Raw genomic sequence first — 23,516 nt, forward strand, 5'->3', positions numbered from 1 at the left:
GGAAGGCCTGCCCAGCCCCTTGCCCGGCCAAACCCTGGCCTGGCGACAACCATGCGCCTGGTCACAAACCAGCGACGCCTCGCCCTTGCCCCTGCCCGAGCCCTCCTCCCACAGGACCTTGCCATGACCTCCTTTTACGACGCGCTGGAAACGCGCTCCCCAGCCGAGCGCGAAGCCGCGCTGATGCAGGCCCTGCCCCAACAAGTGGCCCACGCCAAGGCCAACGCGCCCGCGTTGGCCCGGCTGCTGGCTGACGTGGACCCGGCGCAGATCCAAAGCCGTGCCGCCCTGGCGCGCCTGCCCGTGACGCGCAAGCACGAGCTGCTCGAGCTGCAAAAGGCCGCCCGGGCCGACGGAGGCGATGTGTTCGGCGGCTTCAGCGCGCTGCGCTTTGGCGCGCAGTTGCCGCGCGTGTTCGCCAGCCCCGGCACCCTGTATGAACCCGAAGGCGTGGGCCGCGACTACTGGCGCCTGGCGCGCTCGATCTACGCCGCGGGCTTTCGCGCGGGCGAGTTGGTGCACAACAGCTTCAGCTATCACTTTGTGCCCGCGGGCTCGATGATGGAAACCGGCGCCCACGCGCTGGGCTGTAGCGTGTTTCCTGGCGGCACCGGGCAGACCGAGCAGCAGGTGCAGGCGATGGCCGAACTGCGGCCCGCGGGCTACATCGGCACCCCGAGCTTCCTGAAGATCCTGGTCGAGAAAGCCGCCGAACTGAACCTGCCACTGCCCAGCGTCAAGAAAGCCCTGTTTGGTGGCGAAGCCTTCCCGCCCAGCCTGCGCGACTGGTTCCTGGCGCGCGGCATTGACGGCTACCAGTGCTACGCCACCGCCGACCTGGGCCTGATCGCCTACGAGACTGCGGCCCGCGAAGGCCTGGTGCTCGACGAAGGCGTGATCGTCGAGATCGTGCGCCCAGGCACTGGCGACCCGGTGCCCGACGGCGAGGTCGGCGAGGTGGTGGTCACCACGCTGAGCAGCGGCTACCCGCTGATCCGCTTTGGCACCGGCGACCTGTCGGCGGTGCTGCCGGGCCAGTGCCCGAGCGGGCGCACCAACACCCGCATCAAAGGCTGGATGGGCCGCGCCGACCAAACCACCAAGGTGCGCGGCATGTTCGTGCACCCGAGCCAGGTGGCCGAGATCGCTCGGCGCTTTCCGCAGGTGCAAAAAGCCCGCCTGGTGGTCAGCGGCGAGATGGCCAATGACCAGATGCTGCTCAAAGTCGAAACCACCGAGGTCGCCGAGGGCCTGGCCCGCGCCCTGGGCGACGCCATCCGCGATGTCACCAAGCTGCGTGGCGAGGTGGAGCTGCACGCGCCCGGCAGCCTGCCCAACGACGGCAAAGTGATCGAAGACGCTCGCAGCTACCAGTGAGCCCAGGCCGGGGTGGGCCGCGTCGCTGAGCGCCCCCACCTTGCCACCGCTTGCCCCCCTCGGCCCAGCACGGCCCGGAGGGGCCCGTCATCCCAGCAGGCCCGCCCCCCCATGACCAGGCCGCCGTGCGGGCCCGCTGCCCACACCGCCACGGCCCCCTCCAGACCCAGGGCCACCATTCGCCCGCAACGTCCCCGCGTGGCCCGGCCTGGCGCCGGCACAGTGATCCCCCCCCCGGTTCTCCCCCATTTCGCCCCCATTTTTCCCCCACCTCTCCCCCGTCCCCTACCCCGCCGCTTTCACACCCCGCTCAGTCCGTGCGCACGGGCCCGGTCAAGTCGCCTACCACAGCACCGTTAGAGACCCGTTAGAGCCTGGCGTCCAACGCACGGGGTCTTGATGCGGCCCAAATCGGCCCCCCACCCTAGACTTTGACCTGCTGTCACCAGGGCGTGAATCTGCCTTGAGCATCGAGAAAAAAGGGGAGTGAAAGCATGTTCCGTTGCGGAACGGCCAGCAGCCGTCGGGCTGCCCAGGCCCTGCAACGCATGGGCCGGCGCGGTGCGCCGGGCCCCGGAACGCGGTTGCGCCCCACCTCCGTGTGCGGGCCCCTGCGGCACCGTGCTTTCAACCTGAATTGACCGCCGCGCCTGCGGCCTCTTGTCTGTGCTGACCCGTAACACCTTCCTGACCTCCACCCTCACCGGCCTGGCGGCCCTGACCCTGAGCGGCGCCAGCTTCGCTGCCAACCTGGTGCAGAACCATTCGTTCGAGTCGGGTCTGGCCAACTGGACCACCAGCTCGACCCCTGCCAACCAGTGCAGCTGGCAGGCCCTGGGGGACAATGTGATCACCACGCCGTACCGCAGCCACCTCAGCGGCCCACCCACGGATGGGGCGCTGGCCCTCATCACTGACTCCACCAGCACGGCTGCCGTTTGCAAGATCTACCAGGACGTGACCTTGCCCGCCGCAGGCACCAGCACCTTGAGCTTGGCTGCGGGCTACAAAATCTGGGACAGAGACGAACGCGGCGCCGCCAATTGCAGCGTCAAAGTCGAAGTCACCGATACCAACGGGAACCTCATCACCACGGTGTACGAAGCAACCGGCGTCAACCGAGCGGCCCTGGCTCCACAGCCCGCAGTGAACCTGACAGCTCAAAACGGCACCACGGTGCGCATCATCGCCACCGCCACCAGTTGTCTGAACAACGGGTGGCGAGGCGTGGCCGGCGTGACCCTGGACAACGTGGTGCTCAACAACACCAGCATCCCCGATCCCGTCGTCGCGGGCGGGGTGAGCGCCGTGCCCACCCTCAGCGAATGGGCCCTGATCACCTGTGCCGCCCTGCTCGGTGGCATCACCTGGCTGCAGCGCCGCCGCCCAGCCGCCCATCGGGGCTGAAAGCCCCCAAGTCCGCACAGGGCTTGGGTGATAAGTAGTTCCCGTGATGGATTAACGTGGCCCCATCGGTATGATTTACCGCGGAATCACATTGGAGACATCATGAAGAAGCTGCTCACCTTGACAGCGCTGGCCACCTTGGCCCTGAGCGCCCTGGCTGCCGACTACCCCCTGAAGGACAAGCCCGTCACCCTGGTGGTGCCGTTCTCGGCCGGTGGTCCGACCGACCGCGTGGCGCGCGATCTGTCGGAAGCCCTGCGCAAGCAACTGGGCACCTCCGTGGTGATCGAAAACGCGGCCGGTGCCGGCAGCTCCATCGGCTCGGCCAAAGTGGCCCGCGCCACCCCCGATGGCCACACCCTGCTGGTGAACCACATCGGCATGGCCACCATGCCCGCGCTGGTGCGCAACCTGCCGTTCAAGGTGGAGACCGACTTCGAGTACCTGGGCATCATCAACGACGTGCCCATGACGCTGATCGCCAAGCCCAGCATGCCGGCCAACAACTACAAAGAGTTGACCGCCTGGATCGCCCAGAACAAGGGCAAGATCAACCTGGGCAACGCGGGCGTGGGCTCGGCCTCGCACCTGTGCGGCCTGCTGTACCAGAACGCCATCGAAACCGACATGACCACGGTGCCTTACAAGGGCACGGCCCCGGCCATCACCGACTTGATCGGCGGCCAGATCGACCTGCTGTGCGACCAAACCACCAACACCAGCAGCCAGATCGAAGGCAAGAAGGTCAAGGCCTTCGCGGTGACCACCCCGAAGCGCCTGACCACGCCGTCGCTCAAAGACCTGCCCACGCTGGCGGAGTCGGGTGTGAAGGACTTCCAGATCACCATCTGGCACGGGCTGTACGCGCCCAAGGGCACCCCGGCCGAGGTGCTGGCCAAGATCAACGCCGCGCTCAAGGCGGCCCTCAAGGACCCCGACTTCATCAAGAAGGAAGAAGCCCTGGGCGCCGTGGTGGCCACCGACAAGCGCATCGAGCCCGCCGAGCACAAGAAGTTCGTGCAAGCCGAAATCGCCAAGTGGACCCCGATCATCAAGGCGGCAGGCGTCTACGCCGACTGAGATCGCCCCCGGATTGACTTGCGCACAACCGCCAGCCCTCGCAAGAGGCTGGCGGTTTTTTCATTGGGGCCCCCGCAAGGCCCTTCACCGCGCTGAACTGGACTTGGAGCGGGTTAAAGTAATCGACTGACACAACAAACAGCCGCCGGATCCACCGGCGAGCCCATGGAGACTGGTATGACCGATTGCACTTCCCCGCTGAACTCGCCCGCGCGTCGCCAATGGCTGCGCGCCCCCCTGGGCCTGGCCCTGGCTGCCACCGGCCTGACCGCCCTGGGCACCGCCCCCGCCCTGGCCCAAAGCAGCTGGCCCACCAAGTCGGTGCGCATCGTGGTGCCGTTTGCCGCTGGCGGCACCACCGACCTGCTGGCCCGGGCCATGGCACCCGAGCTGCAAAAGGCGTTCGGTCAAGCCTTCGTGGTGGACAACCGCGCGGGCGCGGGCGGCAATGTAGGCGCCGACATCGTGGCCAAATCGCTGGCTGACGGCTACACCCTGCTGATGGGCACGGTGGGCACGCATGGCATCAACCGCGCGCTGTACGAGAAGATGCCTTTCGACCCCATCAAGGACTTTGCCCCGATCTCGCTGGTCGCGGCCGTGCCGAACGTGATGGTGGTCAACCCCGACAAGGCCCGCGAGCTGAAAATCAACACGGTGCAAGACTTCATCAAGGTGGCCAAGGCCAACCCGGGCAAGCTGAACATGGCCTCCAGCGGCAATGGCACCTCGATCCACCTGGCCGGTGAACTGTTCAAAAGCATGACGAACACCTACCTGATCCACTTCCCCTACCGGGGCTCGGGCCCGGCCCTGATGGACCTGGTGGGTGGCAACATGGACGTGATGTTCGACAACCTGCCCTCGGCCTTGCCGCAAATCAAGGCTGGCAAGCTCAAGGCGCTGGCGGTGACCAGCGCCCAGCGCTCGCCCGCGCTGCCCGATGTGCCCACCCTGGCCGAAGCCGGTGGCCCCAGCCTGAAGGGCTTTGACGCCAGCTCCTGGTTTGGCCTGCTGGCCCCGGCCGGCACCCCGCCGGACGTGGTCAACCGCATCCAGCAGGAAGTGGCCAAGTCGCTGGCCAGCCCGGCCATGAAGGAAAAGCTGGTGGCCCAGGGCGCGCTGCCCAGCGGCATCACCCCCGCCGAGTTCGCCAAGCTGATCGACAGCGAGCACAAGAAGTGGGCCCAGGTGGTCAAGACCTCGGGCGCCAAGGTCGACTGACACCCCAGACCTTCACCAGGCCCGGCGCGCGGGCCGGGCCGCAGCCCGAGCGGCCCCGGCTGGGCCTGGGCTGACCAGGCGCGGGCGCAACGGCCCCTTCCGACCGGCAGGCGGTCGCTGGCACCCCACCGACCGGTCGTCACGACCGCGGAGTCCCTGGCCCAACAGCGGGCCTCAAACGCCCCAGGTCACATCGTGACCGTCCGCCTCGCAGCGGCGCAGCATGTCCATGAACGGCGCCACGCGCTGGCGCAGCGACACCGCCTGCGAGCGCTGGCTGTCCTCGTCTTCCTCGGGTGATTCGGCACGGGCCTGCGCGGCCAGCGCATCTTCGGCCGCCAGGGCCGACTCCAGCGCGCCCAGCGCTGCCGCCATCTGGGACACCAACACAATGCCTTGCGGCCCCGGCGTCTTGCCGATGATCTCCAGCACCCGGCGCCCGTGGGGCTCGAGCATGATCAGGTCGGCGGTGGATTTGGATTTGAACTTGTAAAGCATCGGATCTTCCTGGCGGCACGGGGCCGCAGCCACCTGATTCTGCACCCATCGGCCGCCCGGCCCTCGGCCCTCGGCCCCCGCCTGGCCCGCCCGCAGGCCCCCAGGCAAACCCTATTGTCGGCAAATAGTTTAGACCTAAACTATTTCCACATGAACATCCTCTGCATCGGCGGTGGGCCCGCCGGACTCTACTTCGCTCTGCTCATGAAACAGCAGAACCCGGCGCACCGCGTCACCGTGGTGGAGCGCAACCGCCCCTACGACACCTTTGGGTGGGGCGTGGTGCTCAGTGACCAGACGCTGGACAAGCTGCGCGCGGCCGACGCGCCCAGCGCCCAGCTGATTGGCGATGCGTTCAACCACTGGGACGACATCGAGGTGTTTTTCAAGGGCCGCAGCCTGCGCTCCACGGGGCACGGCTTCTGCGGCATCGGGCGCAAGCACCTGCTCAACATCCTGCAGGACCGCTGCCAGGCCCTGGGGGTGGACCTGGTGTTCGAGTGCGACGTCACCGACGACCAAGCCCTGGCCGCGCAGTACCAGGCCGACCTGGTGATCGCCAGCGACGGGCTCAACAGCCGCATCCGCAGCCGCTATGCGGCCACCTTCCAGCCCGACATCGACACCCGGCGCTGCCGCTTCGTCTGGCTGGGCACCAAGAAGACCTTTGACGCGTTCACCTTCGCCTTCGAAGAAACCGAGCACGGCTGGTTCCAGGCCCACGCCTACAAGTTCAACGCCGACACCTCGACCTTCATCGTCGAAACCCCCGAATCGGTCTGGAAAGCCCATGGCCTCGACCAGATGTCGCAAGAAGAAGGCGTGGCCTTCTGCGAGCGCCTGTTCGCGCGCTACCTCGACGGGCAGGCGCTGATCAGCAACGCCAAGCACCTGCGCGGCTCGGCGATCTGGATCAACTTCCCACGCGTGATCTGCCAGAACTGGGTGCACGAGGTGCAGGGCCCCGACCGCCGCTGGCCCGTGGTGCTGATGGGCGACGCCGCCCACACCGCGCACTTCTCGATTGGCAGCGGCAGCAAGCTCGCCCTGGAGGACGCCATCGACCTGGCCGACACCTTTGCCGCCGCCGCCGACAGCGGCGCCTCGGTGACCGAGGTGCTGCAGCAGTACCAGGCGCGGCGCAGCGTGGAGGTGCTGAAGATCCAGAACGCCGCGCGCAACTCGACCGAGTGGTTCGAGAACGTGTCGCGCTACAGCGGCATGGAGATCGAGCAGTTCAGCTACTCGCTGCTGACCCGTTCACAGCGCATCAGCCACGACAACCTGCGCCTGCGCGACCCGCAGTGGATCGCCGGCTACGAGGCCTGGCTGGCCCAGCGCAGCGGCGCCCCGGCCCAAGCCGTGCCGCCCATGTTCACGCCCCTGCAGGTGCGCGAAGCGCGGCTGAAGAACCGCATCGTGGTGTCGCCGATGGCCACCTACAGCGCGGTCGACGGCCTGGTGCAGGACTTCCACCTGGTGCACCTGGGGGCCCGCGCCCTGGGCGGTGCCGCGCTGGTGATGGTGGAGATGACCAGCCCCAGCCCGGACGGCCGCATCACCGAAGGCTGCCCCGGCCTGTGGACCGACGCCCAGGCCCAGGCCTGGCGCCGCATCGTGGACTTTGTGCACGGCCAGAGCAGCGCCCTGATCGGAGTGCAACTGGGCCATGCCGGCCCCAAGGGCTCGACCCAACGCGGCTGGGAGGGCACCGATGAGCCCCTGCCCAGCGCCAGCGGCGCCCCCGACGCCGCCCCCAACTGGCCGCTGCTGAGCGCCAGCCCCCTGCCTTATGGCCCGCAGAACCAAGTGCCCCAGGCCATGACGCCGGCCGACATGGTGCGGGTGCGCGACGAGTTTGTGGCCGCCACCCGGCGGGCTGCGGCCATCGGTTTTGACTGGCTGGAGCTGCACGCGGCCCACGGCTACTTGCTGAGCGCCTTCATCAGCCCGCTGACCAACCAGCGCCAGGACGCCTATGGCGGCTCGCTGGAGAACCGCTGCCGCTTCCCGCTCGAGGTGTTCAGCGCGATGCGCGCCGTCTGGCCCGCCGAGCGCCCCATGAGCGTGCGCCTGTCGGCCCACGACTGGGTCGACGGTGGCACCACCCCCGACGACGCGGTGGCCATCGCGCGCCTGTTCAAGGCCGCGGGTTGCGATCTGATCGACGTCTCCTCGGGCCAGACCTCGCGGGCCGCCAAGCCGGTCTATGGCCGCATGTACCAGACCCCGTTTGCCGACCGCATCCGCAACGAGGCCGGCATCCTGACGATGGCCGTGGGCGCCATCACCGACGCCGACCAGGCCAACAGCATCATCGCCGCCGGCCGTGCCGACCTGTGCGCAGTGGCCCGCCCGCACCTGGCCGACCCGGCCTGGACGCTGCACCAGGCGGCGCGCCAGCAGTGCACGGTCAGCCCTGCGGTGGACTGGCCCCGCCCCTACTGGAGCGGCCGCGACCAGCTCTACCGCGAGCAACTCAAACAAAGCCAGGCCGAGGCCGCCAACCGGCCCCCGGCCCCTCGAGAAGACCACTGACCATGGACCTGGAAGCCCGCCTCAACGACAGCGCCCCGAGCGAACACCCGGAGGCCTTGCGCCTCTGGCTGCGCCTGCTGACCTGCACCCAGCTGATCGAAAAACAGGTGCGCAGCCGCCTGCGCGATCGCTTTGACACCACCCTGCCACGCTTTGACCTGATGGCCCAACTGGAGCGCGAACCCGAAGGCCTGAAGATGAAAGACCTGTCACGGCGCCTGATGGTGACCGGGGGCAACGTCACCGGCATCACCGACCAGCTGGTGGCCGAGCAGTTGGTGGAGCGCGTCGAAGTCCCCGACGACCGCCGCGCCTACCGCGTGCGCCTGACGCCGCTGGGCCACCAGCAGTTCCGCGCCATGGCGCGCGAACACGAAGGCTGGATCGTCGACGCCCTGAGCGCCCTGAGCCCGCGCGAGGTCAGCACCCTGCACCGCCTGCTGGGCAAAGTCAAAGCGCAGGCCCAACACACCGAACCCGACCCGGAGACCCCATGAAGCACTACCTTGGCGCCAGCAACCCGATGCGCCCCCAGTTCCAGCCGCTACAGGCCTACCAGGCGCAGCATTTCAGCTGGGCGTTCGACGCTGGTGTGGCCACGCTGACGCTGAACCGCCCCGAGCGCAAAAACCCGCTGACCTTCGAGTCCTACGCCGAACTGCGCGACCTGTTCAACGCCCTGCGCTACGCCACCGATGTGAAGGCCGTGGTCATCACCGGCGCGGGGGGCAACTTTTGCAGCGGCGGCGATGTGCACGACATCATCGGCCCGCTGACGCGCATGACCATGCCCGAGCTGATCGAGTTCACGCGCATGACTGGTGACCTGGTCAAGGCCATGCGCCAGTGCCCCCAGCCGCTGATTGGCGCCATCGACGGCATCTGCGCCGGGGCCGGTGCCATGATGGCCCTGGCCTGCGACCTGCGCCTGGGCAGCCCACGCGCCAAGACCGCCTTCCTGTTCACCCGCGTGGGCCTGGCCGGGGCCGACATGGGCGCCTGCTCGCTGCTGCCGCGCCTGATCGGCCAGGGCCGCGCCTCCGAGCTGCTGTTCACCGGCCGCGCCATGGTCGCGGACGAAGGCCTGGCCTGGGGCTTCTTCAACAGCCTGCACCCGGCCGAGGCCCTGCTCGCGCAAGCGCAGCAACTGGCACGTGGCCTGGCCGATGGCCCCACCTTCGCGCACGGCATGACCAAGACCATGTTGAACCAGGAGTGGGCCATGACGCTGGAGCAAGCCATCGAGGCCGAGGCCCAGGCCCAGGCCATCTGCATGCAGACGCAGGACTTCCGTCGCGCCTACGAAGCCTTTGCCGCCAAGCAACAACCCCAGTTCCACGGAGACTGAGATGCAGCACCCCGCCCCCTGGCCCGCGCGGCCCAACACCCAGCACCTGGGACTGCCTTTCTTCGACGCGGCCCACCGTGACCTGGTGGCCGGCCTGCTGCCCTGGACCGAGGCCCAGCAGGTTGACGAGCACGACGACCGCGCGGCCTGCCGCGACTGGGTGCAACGCCTGGGTCAGGCGGGCTGGCTGCGCTACTGCGTGCCGGCCGCCCACGGCGGGGCGCTGCCGCAACTGGACTCGCGCGCGCTGGTGCTGCTGCGCGAGACGCTGGCGTTTCACTCCCCGCTGGCCGACTTTGCCTTCGCCATGCAGGGCCTGGGCAGCGGCGCCATCACGCTGGCCGGCAACCCGGCCCAGCAGGCCCGGTGGCTGCCGGCCGTGGCGCGTGGCGAGAAGATCGCGGCCTTCGCGCTGACCGAGCCCGAGGCGGGGTCGGACGTGGCCGCCATTGGCACCGAGGCCACCCTGGCCAGCCCCGGCCACTACCGCCTGAATGGGGTCAAGACCTGGATCAGCAATGGGGGCCTGGCCGATTTCTATTGCGTCTTTGCGCGCACCGGCGAAGCCCCAGGCACCCGCGGCCTGTCGGCCCTGATCGTCGAGGCCAACGCCCCGGGCCTGAACGACCAGGAGCACCTGCAGGTGATGGCCCCGCACCCACTGGCCACGTTGCGCTTTGACGACTGCCACGTCGGCACCGACGCCTTGCTGGGCCCCTCGGGCGGGGGCTTCAAGCTGGCCTTGCAGACGCTGGACATCTTCCGGCCTTCCGTGGCCGCCGCCGCCCTGGGCATGGCGCGCCGTGCCCTGGCCGAGGCGGTGGCCCACGCACGCCAGCGCCGCATGTTCGGCGCCACCTTGGCGGACTTCCAGCTGACCCAGGCCAAGCTCGGCGAAATGAGCGCCCTGATCGAAGCCGGCGCTCTGCTGACCTACCGCGCCGCCTGGCTGCGCGACAGCGGTGCCCCGCAGGCCGAGCGCAGCCAGGCCGCGGCCTGCGCCAAGATGGTGGCCACCGAGAACGCCCAGCGCGTGATCGACATGGCACTGCAAATGCACGGCGGGCGCGGGGTGCAGGTGGGCTGCAAGGTCGAAAGCCTGTACCGCGACATCCGGGCCCTGCGCATCTACGAAGGGGCCACCGAAGTGCAACAGCTCATCCTCGGCAAAGCCGCCTTGCAAGGTTGAACCATGACCGGCACCACCGCTCCCCACGCGCCCGACGCCCCCACCCCCAGCGCCCAGGTCGACCGCTTCGTGCACGACCGCCTGCCACCGGCCGAGCAATGGCCGCGCCTGCACTACGACCTGCCCGGCCTGCCCTTGCAGGGCCAGCTCAACCTGGTGGAAGAACTGCTCGACAAAGCCCCACAGCGCGGCTGGGGGCACCGCCCGCTGCTGCGTTCGGCCCAGCTCACGCTGAGCTACACCGAGGTGCGCGAGCGTGTGGACCGCATGGCGAACTGGCTGTGCCGTGAGGCCGGCCTGCAATCGGGTCACCGGGTCCTGCTGCGCGGCGGCAACTCGATCGGCATGGCGCTGGCCTGGCTGGCGGTGGTCAAGGCCGGCGGCATCGCGGTGGCCAGCATGCCGCTGCTGCGCGCCCGCGAACTGGGGGACATCATCGACAAGGCCCAGCCCGCGCTGGCCCTGTGCGATGTGCGCCTGCGCGACGAACTGGCGCAGGCCCAGGCCGAGCACCCGGTGTTGCGCCGCATCGTCTGCTTTGGCTCGCCCGATGACCCCGCAGACCTGGGGGTGTTGGCCGCCTCCCAGCCTGCACATTTCACGCCCTGCCCCACCGCGGCCACCGACGTCGCCTTGCTGGCCTTCACCTCGGGCACCACGGGCCGCCCCAAGGCCGCCGTGCACACCCACCGCGATGTGCTGATGGCCTGCGAGGCCTGGCCGCGCCATGTGCTGCGCGCCACCCCCGACGACATCGTGCTGGGCTCGCCACCGCTGGCCTTCACCTTCGGGCTCGGCGGCTTGCTGGTGTTCCCGATGTGGGCCGGTGCCTCGGTGTACTTTCCGGACGCGGGCTACACGCCTGAATCGATGGTGCGTACCATCCAGGCGGTGGGCGCCACGATTTGCTACACCGCCCCCACCTTCTACCGCCAGATGGCGCCGGTGGCCCAGGCCCTGGGCGTGCCCACCCTGCGCACCTGCGTGAGCGCCGGTGAGGCGCTGCCCGAAGCCACGCGCCAGATGTGGCGGTCTGCCACCGGGCTCGAGCTGACCGACGGCATCGGCGCCACCGAGATGTTCCACATCTTCATCTCCTCGCCGGCCGACGACGTGCGGCGCAGCGCACACGGCACCGCCATTGGGCGCGTGGTGCCGGGCTATGTGGCGCGTGTGGTGGATGACGCCGGCCACGAACGGCCCCGCGGCCAGGTCGGCAAGCTGACCGTGACCGGCCTGACCGGTTGCCGCTACCTCGACGAACCCCGCCAGCAGCAGTACGTGAAAGCCGGCTGGAACTACCCGGGCGACGCCTTTGTCGAGGACGACGATGGCTACTTCTACTACCAGGCCCGCGACGACGACATGATCATCACCGCCGGCTACAACGTGGGCGGCCCCGAGGTTGAAGACGCGCTGATGCGGCACCCGGCGGTGGCCGAATGCGCGGTCATTGGCGTGCCCGACGCGGAACGCGGCATGGTGGTCAAGGCCTTTTGTGTGCTGCGCCCGGGCCAGGTGGGCGACGAGGCGCTGGTGCGCGCCCTGCAAGAGCACGTCAAGGCCAGCATCGCGCCTTATAAGTACCCCCGCCAGATCGAGTTCCGCAGCAGCCTGCCGCGCACCGAAACCGGCAAACTGCAACGCTTCAAACTGAGGAACCCCACACCATGATCGAACACCTGCAACCGCCCGGCTGGGCCGCGCCCAAGGGCTATGCCAATGGCGTGGCGGCGCGGGGCACGATGATTTTTGTCGGCGGCCAGATCGGCTGGAACGCTGAGCAGCAGTTCGAGAGTGACGACTTCATTGCGCAAACCCGGCAAGCCCTGCTGAACGTGCGCGCCGTGCTCGAGGCCGGGCTGGCCGGCCCCGAGCACATGGTGCGCATGACCTGGTACATCGTGGACCGCGACGAGTACAACGCCCGGCTGCGCGAGCTGGGCACCGTCTACCGCGAGGTGATGGGGCGCCACTTTCCGGCCATGAGCTGCGTGCAGGTCGCGGCCCTGGTCGAGGCCCGGGCTAAGGTCGAGATCGAGGTCACCGCAGTGCGACCCGACTGAGCCGGTGGTGCGCCTGGCGACGGCCCTGCGCCCCCCAGGGCTTGGCCTGGCGGCGACAGCCGCTGCCAAAGCGATCGGCCCCCATGTCAAACGCCGCAGGCCGGAGGCGCAGCACCTGGCCGCCGGCTGCTCGGGTTATCGTTGGGCCATGCGCTTGACCTGTCTTCTTCTGCGGCGCCTCCGGCTGTCCCCCGCCTTGGTGCGCCTGGGGCGGGGCGGCGTCCTCATGGGCCTCGGCCTGCTGCTGAGCGGCTGCGCCCAGATGGGCTACTACTGGCAATCGGTTCACGGCCACTGGCAGCTGATGCAGGCGGCGAAGCCGATCGATGACTGGCTGGCCGATCCCCAAACCCCCGCGCCCCTGCAACAACAGCTGCAATCCGCGCAGCGCCTGCGTCGCTTTGCTGTGCAAGCGCTGGGCCTGCCGGACAACGCCAGCTACCAGCGCTATGCCGACTTGCGGCGCCCGGCTGCGATCTGGAACGTGACGGCCGCCGAACCGCTGTCACTGACGCTGCGCACCTGGTGCTTTCCGGTCGCGGGCTGCATCGGCTACCGCGGTTACTTTGACGCCGCCCAGGCCCACGCCTTGAGCGAGGTGCTGCGCGCTGAAGGCCTGGAAACCCAGGTCTATGGGGTGCCCACCTATTCGACCCTGGGCTGGCTGAACTGGGCGGGCGGCGACCCCTTGCTCAACACCTTCATCCACTACCCCGAGGGTGATTTGGCGCGCTTGATCTTCCATGAGATGGCGCACCAGGTGGTGTACGTCCACGACGACACCACCTTCAATGAATCGTTTGCCACCGCGGTGGAGCAGATCGGGGTGCGCCAGTGGCTGACCCAGCAGGCCAGCCCCGCAGCCCGTGACGCCTACGCACGCGCCGACCGGCAGCGGCGCGACTTCCGGGCCCTGGTGCGCAGCACCCGTGAGGCCCTGCTGGCCCTGTATGAGCCCTTTCAGCCGCCGGCCACGCCGCGCGGCGCTGACCGCCCGCCCACCCCCCACGCGGACCCCGAGGCCAGGCGCTCGGCCCTGGCGCAAAAGGCCGAGGTCATGGCCCAGTTCCGGGCCCGCTACGCGGCCTTGCGCCAATCCTGGGGCCTCGCGCCGGGCCAGCGGTCGGGCTATGACCCCTGGGTCGCCGAAGCCAACAATGCGAGCTTCGGCACCCAGGCGGCCTACGATGGGTTGGTGCCCGCGTTCGAGGCCTTGTTCGCCCAAATGCAGAAGGAGCACGCAGAACCGTGGCCCGCGTTTTATGATGCGGTCCGCCGCTTGGCGCAATTACCTGCCGCTCAGCGGCGCCAAGCCCTGCCAACCCTGCCCGGCGCGACCGACGGAGATTGAATTTGCCCGACATCCACATCCAACGCGCCCACGCCCTGGGCCTGTCCGCCGCCCGCGAGGTCGCCCGCCGCTGGGCCGAGAAGGCCGAACGCAAGCTCGACATGCAGTGCCGCTACGACGAAGGCGCCGAGCAGGACGTGCTGAGCTTCACCCGCGCGGGTGCCAGTGGCTCGCTGCAGGTCACGGCCCAAGGCTTCGAGCTGAACGCCAAGCTGGGTTTCCTGCTGGGTTCATTCCAGCCCCAGATCGAAGCCGAGATTTCGCGTCAACTCGACGAGCTGATCAAACCCCAAGACGGCGTGGCGGCGGTGCCCACGGCACCACAGGCCGGCGCGGCCTGACAGGCGACCGCTGGCGCTGGCGGGCACGGGCTGTGCTTGCACGGTGGGCATGAACGCTGCCCTTGCCCTGACACCCGCCACCCTGCCCCTGCGCCCGCTGAGCGCCGAACACTTCGCGCCCTTCGGCACCGTGCTGGAAGGGTTTGGCGACACACCGCCCCCCGGCGCGCGACCCATCAACCAGGGCAGTTGCTGGCGACTGGACTTGGCGCTGCCCCTGTCGCTGCACCACGCGGACGGACAAGCAGGCTTGGCTATCTATCAGGCCCAGGCGCGCTCGTTGCCAATCACCGTGCACGAACTGGAGCGTCACAAGCTCGGCAGCCAAAGCTTCATGCCGCTTGAAGGACAGCGTTTCATCGTGGTCGTGGCCCGCGCCAATGCCCTGCCGGGCCCCGACGACGTGCAGGCCTTCGTCACCAATGGTCAGCAAGGCGTTGTGTTGCACCCTGGCACCTGGCACCACGCCCTGCTGGCCCTGCAGGACGGCGCCTTTGTCGTGCTGGAGCGGCACACCCCGCCCGGCGCCCCCGTGGACTGCGAGCTCAGCGGGCTGGCCGCGCCCTTGCAAATCGCCGCCCTCCCCCCCCACTGAGCCTCGGGATCAGCCAGTCGCCCCTGTGACCTGCCAAGGCCCCATGGGCCTGCGATGGGCTGGATGGCAGGCCTTTTGGGGGCTGGGCTGGCGGGGGATGCTGTCGCACTGGAATGCTGACGTGGGGGTTGGTGGGTGCGGGGCTTTAATGAACGCCCTGTGGGCGCGGCAGGTCCACGCACGCGGGCCCCCCATCCGAACAAGAAGGGGATGCAGAAAAACAAAAAACCCACCGAAGTGGGCTTTTTGCAAAACAGCGGAGACCGCTTGAATTTGGTTGCGCGAGAAGGATTTGAACCTCCGACCTTTGGGTTATGAGCCCAACGAGCTACCAGACTGCTCCATCGCGCGGTAAGCTAGTAGTATAACCTGTTATTCAGCAGCTTGAGCGGCTTCAGCAGAATTATTTTCTTCAGCGCGTTGAACCAGTTCAACCAGGGCCATGGGGGCGTTGTCGCCAACACGGTAACCCATCTTCAGGATGCGGGTGTAGCCACCGGGACGGGCGTTGAAACGCGGGCCCAGGTCGTTGAACAGCTTGGTGACGCTGTCGCGGTCGCGCAGGCGGTCAAAAGCCAGACGGCGGTTGGCGACGGTGTCGACCTTGGCCAGGGTGATCATGGGCTCAACCACGCGGCGCAGTTCCTTGGCCTTGGGGACGGTGGTCTTGATGACTTCGTGCTCGATGAGCGAGTTCATCATGTTCTGCAGCATCGCCAGGCGGTGCGAGCTGGTGCGGTTGAGTTTACGAAGGCCGTGTCCGTGACGCATAGTGCTTTCCTTTCTTTATTTAAAAACGGCCAGCCGGATCAGGTACTGGCCGTTGCACTTGCTGCCCTGGCGCGAGCCGGGCAGCGGGGTGATCCGCTCACCAAAGAGCGGAGCCCAAGATTATAGCTTAACGCTTGTCCAAACCAGCGGGCGGCCAGCTTTCCAGCTTCATGCCCAGGGTCAGACCACGCGAAGCCAAGACTTCCTTGATTTCGTTGAGCGACTTGCGACCCAGGTTCGGGGTCTTGAGCAACTCGTTCTCGGTGCGCTGAATCAGGTCGCCGATGTAGTAGATGTTTTCGGCCTTCAGGCAGTTGGCCGAACGGACGGTCAGTTCCAGCTCGTCGACAGGACGCAGCAGGATCGGATCGAACGAAGCACCCACCGGACGCGACGGCGTGTCGAACGAAGCGATTTCGCCACCTTCGAGTTGCGCGAACACCGCCAGTTGTTCGACCAGGATCTTGGCCGAAGCACGCACGGCATCTTCAGCCGCGACCGCGCCGTTGGTTTCAATCTCAACCACCAGCTTGTCGAGGTCGGTGCGCTGTTCCACACGGGCGCTTTCCACGGTGTAGCTCACGCGACGGACCGGGGAGAACGATGCATCGAGAACGATGCGGCCGATGGACTTGGTCGACTCGTCAGCGAAGCGACGGAGGTTGCCCGGCACATAGCCACGGCCCTTTTCCACCTTGATCTGCATGTCGAGCTTGCCACCCGCCGACAGCGTGGCGATCACGTGGTCGGGGTTGATGATCTCAACGTCGTGTGGGGTTTGGATGTCACCAGCCGTCACCACACCTTCGCCATCCTTGCGCAGGCTCAGGGTCACTTCGTCACGGTTGTGCAGCTTGAACACAACGCCCTTCAGGTTCAGAAGGATGTTGACGACGTCTTCCTGAACACCGTCAATCGACGAGTACTCATGCAGAACACCGGCGATCGTGACTTCAGTCGCTGCGTACCCCACCATGGAAGACAGCAGAACACGCCGAATGGCGTTGCCCAGCGTATGACCGTAACCGCGTTCGAACGGTTCCAGTGCGACCTTGGCGCGGTTGTTGCCAAGCTGTTCCACGGTGATTGCTTTGGGTTTCAGCAAATTGGTTTGCATTCAGACTTCCTCTCAATACCCCCGGCTCGTTACACCGGTAAGGCTGGTGAAGCACCTATACCGCGGTGCCCCGCGGTATAGGAACGATTTCAATTGAACGGATGATTAACGCGAATACAGTTCAACGATCAGCGATTCGTTGATGTCTGCACCGAACTCATCACGGTCAGGCGACTTCTTGAAAGTGCCTTCGACCTTGTCCGCATTGACTTCAACCCAAGCCGGGATGCCGACTTGTTGAGCCAATTGGAGAGCTTCAGCCACACGGCCTTGCTTCTTGGACTTTTCGCGGACAGCGATCACGTCACCGGCCTTGACCAGGTACGACGGGATGTTGACCGATTGGCCGTTCACGGTGATGGCCTTGTGCGAAACCAGCTGACGTGCTTCAGCGCGGGTCGAACCGAAGCCCATGCGGTACACCACGTTGTCCAGACGGGACTCGAGGATGAACAGCAGGTTGGCGCCGGTGTTGCCACGGCGACGGTCAGCTTCTTCGAAGTAGCGGCGGAATTGCTTTTCCAGCACGCCGTACATGCGCTTGACCTTCTGCTTTTCACGCAGTTGCAGACCGAAGTCAGAGGTACGGGCACCCGAGGTGCGGCCGTGCTGACCAGGCTTGGAATCGAACTTGGCCTTGTCCGCGATCGAGCGACGGGCGCTCTTCAGGAACAGGTCGGTGCCTTCACGGCGGGAGAGTTTGGCCTTGGGGCCGAGGTAACGTGCCACTTGAGCTTCCTTTTATGTCATCTTCCACACGAAACGTGCGGGAGCCATCGGCGCGCAGCCGATGGCGGTGGGCTTACAAAATCAGATACGACGACGCTTTTGGGGGCGGCAGCCGTTGTGCGGCACCGGCGTCACATCAGAGATGGACGTGATGCGGATGCCCAGGGCACCCAGTGCACGAACAGAGGACTCACGGCCGGGGCCGGGACCCTTGATTTCGACGTCGAGGTTCTTGATGCCTTGCTCAATGGCAGCGCGACCAGCCACTTCCGACGCGACCTGGGCCGCAAAGGGCGTGGACTTGCGGGAGCCCTTGAAGCCTTGACCACCCGACGAAGCCCAGGACAGGGCGTTGCCCTGACGGTCCGTGATGGTGATGATCGTGTTGTTGAACGATGCGTGAACGTGGGCAATACCGTCAGAAACGTTCTTGCGGACCTTCTTGCGCACGCGTTGTGCTGCGTTATTGGCGGGTGCTTTTGCCATATTGATCTCTCAATTATTTCTTCAGAGCGGCTGCTGCCTTGCGCGGACCCTTGCGAGTACGGGCGTTGGTGCGGGTACGTTGACCACGCATCGGCAGGCCACGACGGTGACGGAAGCCACGGTAGCAACCGATGTCCATCAAGCGCTTGATGTTCATCGTTGTTTCGCGACGCAGGTCACCTTCAATGGTGAACTGCTCGATTTGTTCGCGAATCTTTTCCAGATCGCCGTCCGTCAGATCCTTGATCTTCTTGGTGTAAGCGATACCAGTTGCTTCGCAAATCTTGCGAGCGCGGGTGCGACCGATGCCAAAGATGGCGGTCAGACCGATTTCCGCATGCTTGTGCGGAGGAATGTTAATCCCAGCAATACGTGCCATGGTGCGTCCTCTATAACTTGTCTAAATCAACCTTGGCGCTGCTTGTGACGTGCATCCGTGCAGATCACACGCACCACGCCTTTGCGGCGGATGATTTTGCAGTTGCGGCAAATTTTCTTGACCGAAGCCGAAACTCTCATTTCATTCTCCTAAAACTCTTCAAACCGCAACCATCAGTTGGCGCGGAAAACAATACGTGCCCGAGACAGATCGCAGGGCGTCAATTCAACAGTAACCAGGTCAGTGTCTGAACACCTCACCCACCCTGTGGATGAGGCTACCAGGCCATGCCAAATCAACCACCCGGCGATGTCTTGAAGTTAGCCTTCTTAAGGAGTGACTCGTACTGCTGCGACATCATGTAGTTCTGAACCTGGGCCATGAAGTCCATGGTCACCACCACGATGATCAACAGGGAAGTACCCCCAAAGTAAAACGGAACGTTGTACTTCAGGATCAGGAACTCAGGCAGCAAACACACGAACGTGATGTAAGCCGCACCCGCCAAGGTCAGGCGCACGAGAATCTTGTCGATGTAACGCGCGGTCTGGTCACCAGGCCGAATTCCAGGAACGAAAGCCCCACTCTTCTTCAAGTTATCTGCTGTCTCACGGCTGTTGAAAACCAGCGCCGTATAGAAGAAGCAGAAAAATACGATCGCGGCGGCGTAGAACATCACGTAGATGGGCTGACCAGGGGTCAACGCACCTGCGATGTCTTTCAACCAACGCATCGATTCACCGGTGCTGAACCAACCCACCACCGTTGCCGGCAACAGGATGATCGACGAAGCAAAGATCGGCGGCACCACACCAGCCATGTTCAGCTTCAAGGGCAGATGGGAAGACTGGCCCCCATAAACCTTGTTGCCAACCTGGCGTCGGGCATAGTTGACCAGGATCTTCCGTTGACCACGTTCGACGAAAACGACGAAGTAAGTCACCAAAATCACCACAGCCACAATGAACAGGGCGGCCAAGATGCTCATCGCACCCGTGCTGACCAGCTCCAACAAGCCACCGATCGAAGACGGAAGACCTGCTGCGATCCCAGCAAAAATCAGGATCGAAATGCCGTTACCCAAACCGCGCTCAGTGATCTGCTCACCCAGCCACATCAGGAACATGGTCCCAGCGGTCAGACTCACCACAGCGGTCAGGCGGAAGCCAAAACCAGGAGCGATGACCAGACCGGCAGTGCCTTCCAGCGCCACGGCAATGCCGAGCGACTGAAAGAGCGCCAGACCCAGTGTCCCGTAACGGGTGTATTGGGTGATCTTGCGACGACCTGCCTCACCTTCCTTCTTGAGCTGCTCCATGGCAGGAAGGACGTAAGACAGAAGTTGCATGATGATCGACGCCGAGATGTACGGCATGATGCCCAGTGCGAACACCGTGAATCTGGACAGTGCTCCACCGGAGAACATGTTGAACAGATTCAGAATCCCACCCTGCTGGCCCTTGAAGAGCTGCTGGAGCTGCGCCGGGTCAATGCCCGGCACGGGGATGTGGGCGCCAATGCGATACACCACGAGCGCGAGCAACAGAAACACCAGACGTCGGCGGAGGTCGCCGAACTTCCCGGTCTTTGCCATTTGTGCTGCGCTAGTTGCCACGATGGACGTCTTTCAAGGCCTGTTAGGCGGCGAAGCTGCCACCGGCGGCTTCGATCGCTGCCTTGGCGCCGGCGGTAGCGCCGATGCCATTGAGCTTGACAGCCTTGGTCAGGGTGCCGGTCTTGACGACCTTGACAACCTTGGCCAGTTCGCCAACCAGACCAGCCACCTTCAGAGCGCCCAGGTCGACTTCGGCCAGGCCCAGCACTTCCAGATCGCCCAGGGTGATCTCAGCGTTGAACTTCAGCAGATGCGACTTGAAACCGCGCTTGGGCAGGCGACGTTGCAGAGGCATTTGACCGCCTTCGAAACCCACCTTGTGGTAGCCGCCCGAACGCGACTTCTGACCCTTGTGACCACGGCCGGCCGTCTTGCCGAGACCGGAGCCAATGCCACGGCCAACGCGACGCTTGGCGTGCTTGGCGCCAGCTGCGGGCTTGATGCTATTGAGTTCCATGTTCTCTTCTCTCAGAGCACTTTGACCAGGTAGCTGATCTTGTTAATCATGCCGCGCACTTCAGGGCTGTCCTGCAGTTCGCTGATGCTGTTCAGCTTGCGCAGGCCCAGACCACGAACGGTGGCGCGGTGCGATTCCTTGGTGCCGATCGGGCTGCGAACCAGCTGGATCTTCACGGTGTTTTGCGTTGTCATTTGGAGGCTTCCTTAGACAAAGAGGTCTTCAACAGACTTGCCGCGCTTGGCCGCGACGTTCGAAGGCGTCGTGGAGTTCTTCAGCGCGTCAAACGTTGCGCGGACCATGTTGTAAGGGTTCGAGGAACCATGGCTCTTGGCCACGATGTCCGTCACGCCCATCACTTCGAACACAGCACGCATCGGGCCGCCTGCAATGATGCCGGTACCCTTGGGAGCCGGAGCCATCATCACAACCGCGGCGCCATGGTGGCCGGTCACGTTGTGGTGGATGGTGCCGTTCTTCAAGGAGACCTTGGTCATGTTGCGACGGGCTTCTTCCATTGCCTTTTGCACAGCAGCGGGCACTTCCTTCGACTTGCCCTTGCCCATGCCAACACGACCATCGCCATCGCCGACCACGGTCAGGGCTGCGAAACCGAGAATTCGGCCGCCCTTAACCACTTTGGTCACGCGGTTCACGGCGATCATCTTCTCGCGCATGCCGTCGTCACGACCTTCGTCTTTTACTTGGGGTGAAAATTTAGCCATTTTTTATTCCCGTCCGCTTAGAACTGCAGGCCTGCTTCACGGGCTGCCTCGGCCAGAGCCTTGACACGACCGTGGTATGCGAAACCAGCGCGATCGAATGCAACCTTCTCAACGCCAGCAGCCTTCGCCTTTTCAGCGATGCGCTTGCCGATCAGTTGGGCGGCAGCGGCGTTGCCGCCCTTGCCAGAAGCACCCAGGGTGGTGCGCACTTCGGCTTCTGCCGTGGATGCGCTGGCCAACACCTTGGTACCGCAACCGGAGATCACAGTGGCGTAGATGTGCAGGTTGGTGCGGTTCACGCTCAGACGCGCAACGCCTTGATTGGCAATGCGAATGCGAGTTTGACGTGCACGGCGCAGACGCTGCTCTTTTTTGGTCAACATGCTGCAGCTCCTTACTTCTTCTTGGTCTCTTTGATCGTGATCTTCTCGTCCGAATAACGGATACCCTTGCCCTTGTAAGGCTCGGGCGGACGAACAGCACGGATCTCGGCAGCCACTTGACCCACGCGCTGACGGTCAGCGCCCTTGATCAAGATTTCGGTTGCCGTCGGAGTGGCCACAGTAATGCCTTGGGGCATTTCGATGTTCACGGGGTGGGAGTAACCCACAGCCAGGTTCAGCTTGGTGCCTTGAGCAGCGGCCTTGTAGCCCACGCCGACCAAGGTCAGCTTCTTCTCAAAACCCTTGCTCACGCCAACGACCATGTTGTTGACCAGCTGACGGAACGTGCCATACATGGCGTTCGCTTCGCGGGAGTCGTTGGTGGGGGCAAACGTCAGCTTGCCGTCTTCGATAGTGACCTTCACCAGGGCGTTTTGCGCCAGGGTCAGAGCACCGCCGGTGCCCTTCACGCTGATTTGGTCGTCTTTGATCTGCACATCCACACCTTGGGGGATGGCGACCGGTGCTTTGCCTACGCGGGACATTTCAGTTTCTCCTCAATGTCACGGTTTAAGCCACATAGCAGAGCACTTCGCCACCGACACCGGTAGCACGTGCTTTGCGATCGGTCATCACGCCCTTGGGGGTGGTGACGATGGCCACGCCGAGGCCATTCATGACTTGGGGGATGGCGTCACGGCCCTTGTAGACACGCAGGCCGGGGCGGCTGACGCGCTCGATGCGCTCAATCACCGGACGACCAGCGTAGTACTTCAGGGAAATTTCGAGTTCGGACTTGCCTTCAACTGCCTTCACTTGGAAGCCGTCGATATAGCCTTCATCCTTCAGCACTTGGGCGATGGCAACCTTCACTTTGGAAGAAGGAACCAGCACGGTAGCCTTGGCCACCATTTGTGCGTTGCGGATGCGGGTCAGCAAGTCAGCGATGGGATCACTCATGCTCATGTTTAATCTCTCCTGCCTGCTTACCAGCTGGCTTTGGTGATACCGGGGATATCACCAGCAAATGCCAGTTCACGAATCTTTGCACGGCCCAGACCGAATTGACGGAAGGTGCCACGCGGACGGCCCGTGATCTCGCAACGGTTGCGTTGACGGGTCGGGTTGGCGTTGCGCGGGAGCTTTTGCAGACCCAGACGGGCAGCAGCACGCTCTTCTTCGCTACGCTTGGAATCGTTGGCGATGGCCTTCAGTTCAGCGTGTTTTTTCGCGAACTTGGCAACCAGTTTTTCTCGCTTGAGCTCGCGCTCGATCAAAGCTACTTTAGCCACACGACACCTCAGTTCTTGAACGGGAAACGGAAGCCGGCGAGCAGTGCCTTGCACTCTTCGTCCGTCTTGGCCGTCGTGGTGATGCTGATATTGAGACCGCGCAGGGCATCGACCTTGTCGTACTCAATTTCCGGGAAGATGATTTGTTCTTTGACGCCGATGTTGTAGTTGCCACGGCCGTCAAAGGCACGACCCGAGATACCGCGGAAGTCGCGGACGCGGGGCAGGGCAATGGTCACAAAGCGGTCCAGGAATTCATACATCTGAACGCCACGCAGGGTCACCATGCAGCCAATGGCTTGGCCTTCACGGATCTTGAAACCGGCGATGGCCTTCTTGGCCTTGGTCACCACGGGCTTTTGGCCGGCAATCTTGGTCAGGTCGCCAACGGCGTTGTCCATGACCTTCTTGTCCGACACAGCTTCGCTCACGCCCATGTTCAGGGTGATCTTGGTCAGACGCGGCACTTGCATCGGAGACGTGTAGCCAAACTTGGCAATCAGTTCCGGGGCCACTTTTTCGCGGTAGTGTTGTTGCAGTCGTGCCAT

At 65.0% G+C, this 23,516-nt stretch carries 29 protein-coding genes and 1 tRNA gene; 13 read left to right on the forward strand and 17 right to left on the reverse strand.

The annotated features are described in order from the left end of the window. Positions 1-123 precede the first annotated feature (123 nt). The 4 genes from PSQ40_RS16615 (at position 124) to PSQ40_RS16630 (ending at position 5,088) form a co-directional block, all read left to right on the forward strand. Positions 124-1,377 carry a phenylacetate--CoA ligase family protein gene (locus PSQ40_RS16615; RefSeq protein ID WP_273953002.1) on the forward strand — a complete coding sequence of 418 codons (1,254 nt, stop codon included), beginning with the start codon at positions 124-126 and terminating at the stop codon, positions 1,375-1,377. 666 nt (positions 1,378-2,043) lie between these two features. After that, the gene (locus PSQ40_RS16620; protein ID WP_273953004.1) at positions 2,044-2,784 is read left to right on the forward strand and encodes an IPTL-CTERM sorting domain-containing protein; all 741 of its coding nucleotides are present in this window, start codon (positions 2,044-2,046) and stop codon (positions 2,782-2,784) included. Positions 2,785-2,886: 102 nt separating this feature from the next. Further along, positions 2,887-3,864 carry a tripartite tricarboxylate transporter substrate-binding protein gene (locus tag PSQ40_RS16625; RefSeq protein WP_273953006.1) on the forward strand — a complete coding sequence of 326 codons (978 nt, stop codon included), beginning with the start codon at positions 2,887-2,889 and terminating at the stop codon, positions 3,862-3,864. Positions 3,865-4,041: 177 nt separating this feature from the next. Beyond that, entirely contained in the window at positions 4,042-5,088 is a 1,047-nt protein-coding gene (locus PSQ40_RS16630) for a Bug family tripartite tricarboxylate transporter substrate binding protein (RefSeq protein WP_273953007.1), read from the forward strand. Positions 5,089-5,262: 174 nt separating this feature from the next. On the opposite strand, the gene PSQ40_RS16635 is transcribed toward PSQ40_RS16630, so the two are convergent. Next, positions 5,263-5,586: a DUF1840 domain-containing protein gene (locus PSQ40_RS16635; protein WP_273953009.1), complete on the reverse strand. Its 324-nt coding sequence runs from the start codon at positions 5,584-5,586 to the stop codon at positions 5,263-5,265. Positions 5,587-5,736: 150 nt separating this feature from the next. Here PSQ40_RS16635 and PSQ40_RS16640 point away from each other — a divergent pair, with 150 nt between their 5' ends. From PSQ40_RS16640 to PSQ40_RS16680, 9 genes are all read left to right on the forward strand, one after another. Continuing rightward, positions 5,737-8,124: a bifunctional salicylyl-CoA 5-hydroxylase/oxidoreductase gene (locus PSQ40_RS16640; RefSeq protein ID WP_273953010.1), complete on the forward strand. Its 2,388-nt coding sequence runs from the start codon at positions 5,737-5,739 to the stop codon at positions 8,122-8,124. Positions 8,125-8,126: 2 nt separating this feature from the next. After that, positions 8,127-8,621: a MarR family winged helix-turn-helix transcriptional regulator gene (locus tag PSQ40_RS16645; protein ID WP_273953012.1), complete on the forward strand. Its 495-nt coding sequence runs from the start codon at positions 8,127-8,129 to the stop codon at positions 8,619-8,621. After that, positions 8,618-9,472 (forward strand): enoyl-CoA hydratase family protein, encoded by an 855-nt coding sequence (locus PSQ40_RS16650; RefSeq protein ID WP_273953014.1) that lies wholly within the window; start codon positions 8,618-8,620, stop codon positions 9,470-9,472. Before PSQ40_RS16645 ends, PSQ40_RS16650 begins: the two co-directional genes overlap by 4 nt. A gap of 1 nt (position 9,473) precedes the next feature. Further along, a complete protein-coding gene (locus PSQ40_RS16655) occupies positions 9,474-10,661 on the forward strand; it encodes an acyl-CoA dehydrogenase family protein (protein ID WP_273953016.1) in 1,188 nt (395 codons plus the stop codon). Between the two features lie 3 nt (positions 10,662-10,664). Next, positions 10,665-12,335 (forward strand): AMP-binding protein, encoded by a 1,671-nt coding sequence (locus tag PSQ40_RS16660; protein WP_273953018.1) that lies wholly within the window; start codon positions 10,665-10,667, stop codon positions 12,333-12,335. Beyond that, the gene (locus tag PSQ40_RS16665; protein ID WP_273953019.1) at positions 12,332-12,727 is read left to right on the forward strand and encodes a RidA family protein; all 396 of its coding nucleotides are present in this window, start codon (positions 12,332-12,334) and stop codon (positions 12,725-12,727) included. Before PSQ40_RS16660 ends, PSQ40_RS16665 begins: the two co-directional genes overlap by 4 nt. A gap of 226 nt (positions 12,728-12,953) precedes the next feature. Then, the gene (locus tag PSQ40_RS16670) at positions 12,954-14,078 is read left to right on the forward strand and encodes an aminopeptidase (protein WP_273953068.1); all 1,125 of its coding nucleotides are present in this window, start codon (positions 12,954-12,956) and stop codon (positions 14,076-14,078) included. A 2-nt stretch (positions 14,079-14,080) separates the two neighbouring features. Continuing rightward, entirely contained in the window at positions 14,081-14,419 is a 339-nt protein-coding gene (locus PSQ40_RS16675) for a polyhydroxyalkanoic acid system family protein (protein ID WP_273953020.1), read from the forward strand. A 49-nt stretch (positions 14,420-14,468) separates the two neighbouring features. Then, positions 14,469-15,014, forward strand: coding sequence for an ureidoglycolate lyase (locus PSQ40_RS16680; protein ID WP_273953021.1), 546 nt, complete (start codon positions 14,469-14,471; stop codon positions 15,012-15,014). Positions 15,015-15,288: 274 nt separating this feature from the next. Here PSQ40_RS16680 and PSQ40_RS16685 read toward each other — a convergent pair. From PSQ40_RS16685 to rplE, 16 genes are all read right to left on the reverse strand, one after another. Beyond that, a tRNA-Met gene (locus tag PSQ40_RS16685) sits at positions 15,289-15,365 on the reverse strand. Positions 15,366-15,386: 21 nt separating this feature from the next. Continuing rightward, positions 15,387-15,785 carry a 50S ribosomal protein L17 gene (rplQ, locus tag PSQ40_RS16690; RefSeq protein WP_273953022.1) on the reverse strand — a complete coding sequence of 133 codons (399 nt, stop codon included), beginning with the start codon at positions 15,783-15,785 and terminating at the stop codon, positions 15,387-15,389. 127 nt (positions 15,786-15,912) lie between these two features. After that, entirely contained in the window at positions 15,913-16,902 is a 990-nt protein-coding gene (locus tag PSQ40_RS16695; RefSeq protein WP_273953023.1) for a DNA-directed RNA polymerase subunit alpha, read from the reverse strand. Between the two features lie 105 nt (positions 16,903-17,007). Next, positions 17,008-17,631: a 30S ribosomal protein S4 gene (gene rpsD, locus PSQ40_RS16700; protein ID WP_273928280.1), complete on the reverse strand. Its 624-nt coding sequence runs from the start codon at positions 17,629-17,631 to the stop codon at positions 17,008-17,010. A gap of 81 nt (positions 17,632-17,712) precedes the next feature. After that, positions 17,713-18,117 carry a 30S ribosomal protein S11 gene (gene rpsK / locus PSQ40_RS16705; RefSeq protein WP_019576343.1) on the reverse strand — a complete coding sequence of 135 codons (405 nt, stop codon included), beginning with the start codon at positions 18,115-18,117 and terminating at the stop codon, positions 17,713-17,715. A gap of 13 nt (positions 18,118-18,130) precedes the next feature. Then, complete coding sequence (gene rpsM / locus PSQ40_RS16710; RefSeq protein WP_019576344.1) at positions 18,131-18,496, reverse strand: 30S ribosomal protein S13; 366 nt, start codon at positions 18,494-18,496, stop codon at positions 18,131-18,133. A gap of 26 nt (positions 18,497-18,522) precedes the next feature. Continuing rightward, complete coding sequence (rpmJ, locus tag PSQ40_RS16715) at positions 18,523-18,636, reverse strand: 50S ribosomal protein L36 (protein WP_019576345.1); 114 nt, start codon at positions 18,634-18,636, stop codon at positions 18,523-18,525. 155 nt (positions 18,637-18,791) lie between these two features. After that, a complete protein-coding gene (gene secY, locus PSQ40_RS16725; protein ID WP_273953024.1) occupies positions 18,792-20,111 on the reverse strand; it encodes a preprotein translocase subunit SecY in 1,320 nt (439 codons plus the stop codon). A 22-nt stretch (positions 20,112-20,133) separates the two neighbouring features. Continuing rightward, positions 20,134-20,568 carry a 50S ribosomal protein L15 gene (gene rplO, locus PSQ40_RS16730; RefSeq protein ID WP_273953025.1) on the reverse strand — a complete coding sequence of 145 codons (435 nt, stop codon included), beginning with the start codon at positions 20,566-20,568 and terminating at the stop codon, positions 20,134-20,136. Between the two features lie 11 nt (positions 20,569-20,579). Beyond that, on the reverse strand, positions 20,580-20,762 hold the full coding sequence (gene rpmD, locus PSQ40_RS16735; RefSeq protein ID WP_273928274.1) for a 50S ribosomal protein L30: 183 nt from the start codon (positions 20,760-20,762) through the stop codon (positions 20,580-20,582). A 12-nt stretch (positions 20,763-20,774) separates the two neighbouring features. Next, a complete protein-coding gene (gene rpsE / locus PSQ40_RS16740) occupies positions 20,775-21,293 on the reverse strand; it encodes a 30S ribosomal protein S5 (RefSeq protein WP_273953026.1) in 519 nt (172 codons plus the stop codon). A gap of 17 nt (positions 21,294-21,310) precedes the next feature. Further along, positions 21,311-21,676, reverse strand: coding sequence for a 50S ribosomal protein L18 (gene rplR, locus PSQ40_RS16745; protein ID WP_273953027.1), 366 nt, complete (start codon positions 21,674-21,676; stop codon positions 21,311-21,313). Positions 21,677-21,687: 11 nt separating this feature from the next. Then, complete coding sequence (rplF, locus tag PSQ40_RS16750; RefSeq protein WP_273953028.1) at positions 21,688-22,221, reverse strand: 50S ribosomal protein L6; 534 nt, start codon at positions 22,219-22,221, stop codon at positions 21,688-21,690. A 25-nt stretch (positions 22,222-22,246) separates the two neighbouring features. Next, positions 22,247-22,642 (reverse strand): 30S ribosomal protein S8, encoded by a 396-nt coding sequence (gene rpsH / locus PSQ40_RS16755; RefSeq protein WP_273928267.1) that lies wholly within the window; start codon positions 22,640-22,642, stop codon positions 22,247-22,249. Between the two features lie 20 nt (positions 22,643-22,662). Then, positions 22,663-22,968 (reverse strand): 30S ribosomal protein S14, encoded by a 306-nt coding sequence (gene rpsN, locus PSQ40_RS16760; RefSeq protein ID WP_273928265.1) that lies wholly within the window; start codon positions 22,966-22,968, stop codon positions 22,663-22,665. An 8-nt stretch (positions 22,969-22,976) separates the two neighbouring features. After that, positions 22,977-23,516, reverse strand: a complete 540-nt coding sequence (gene rplE / locus PSQ40_RS16765; RefSeq protein WP_273953069.1) for a 50S ribosomal protein L5 — start codon at positions 23,514-23,516, stop codon at positions 22,977-22,979.

It is taken from the genome of Curvibacter cyanobacteriorum (assembly GCF_028649475.1).
Classification (GTDB): domain Bacteria; phylum Pseudomonadota; class Gammaproteobacteria; order Burkholderiales; family Burkholderiaceae_C; genus Curvibacter; species Curvibacter cyanobacteriorum.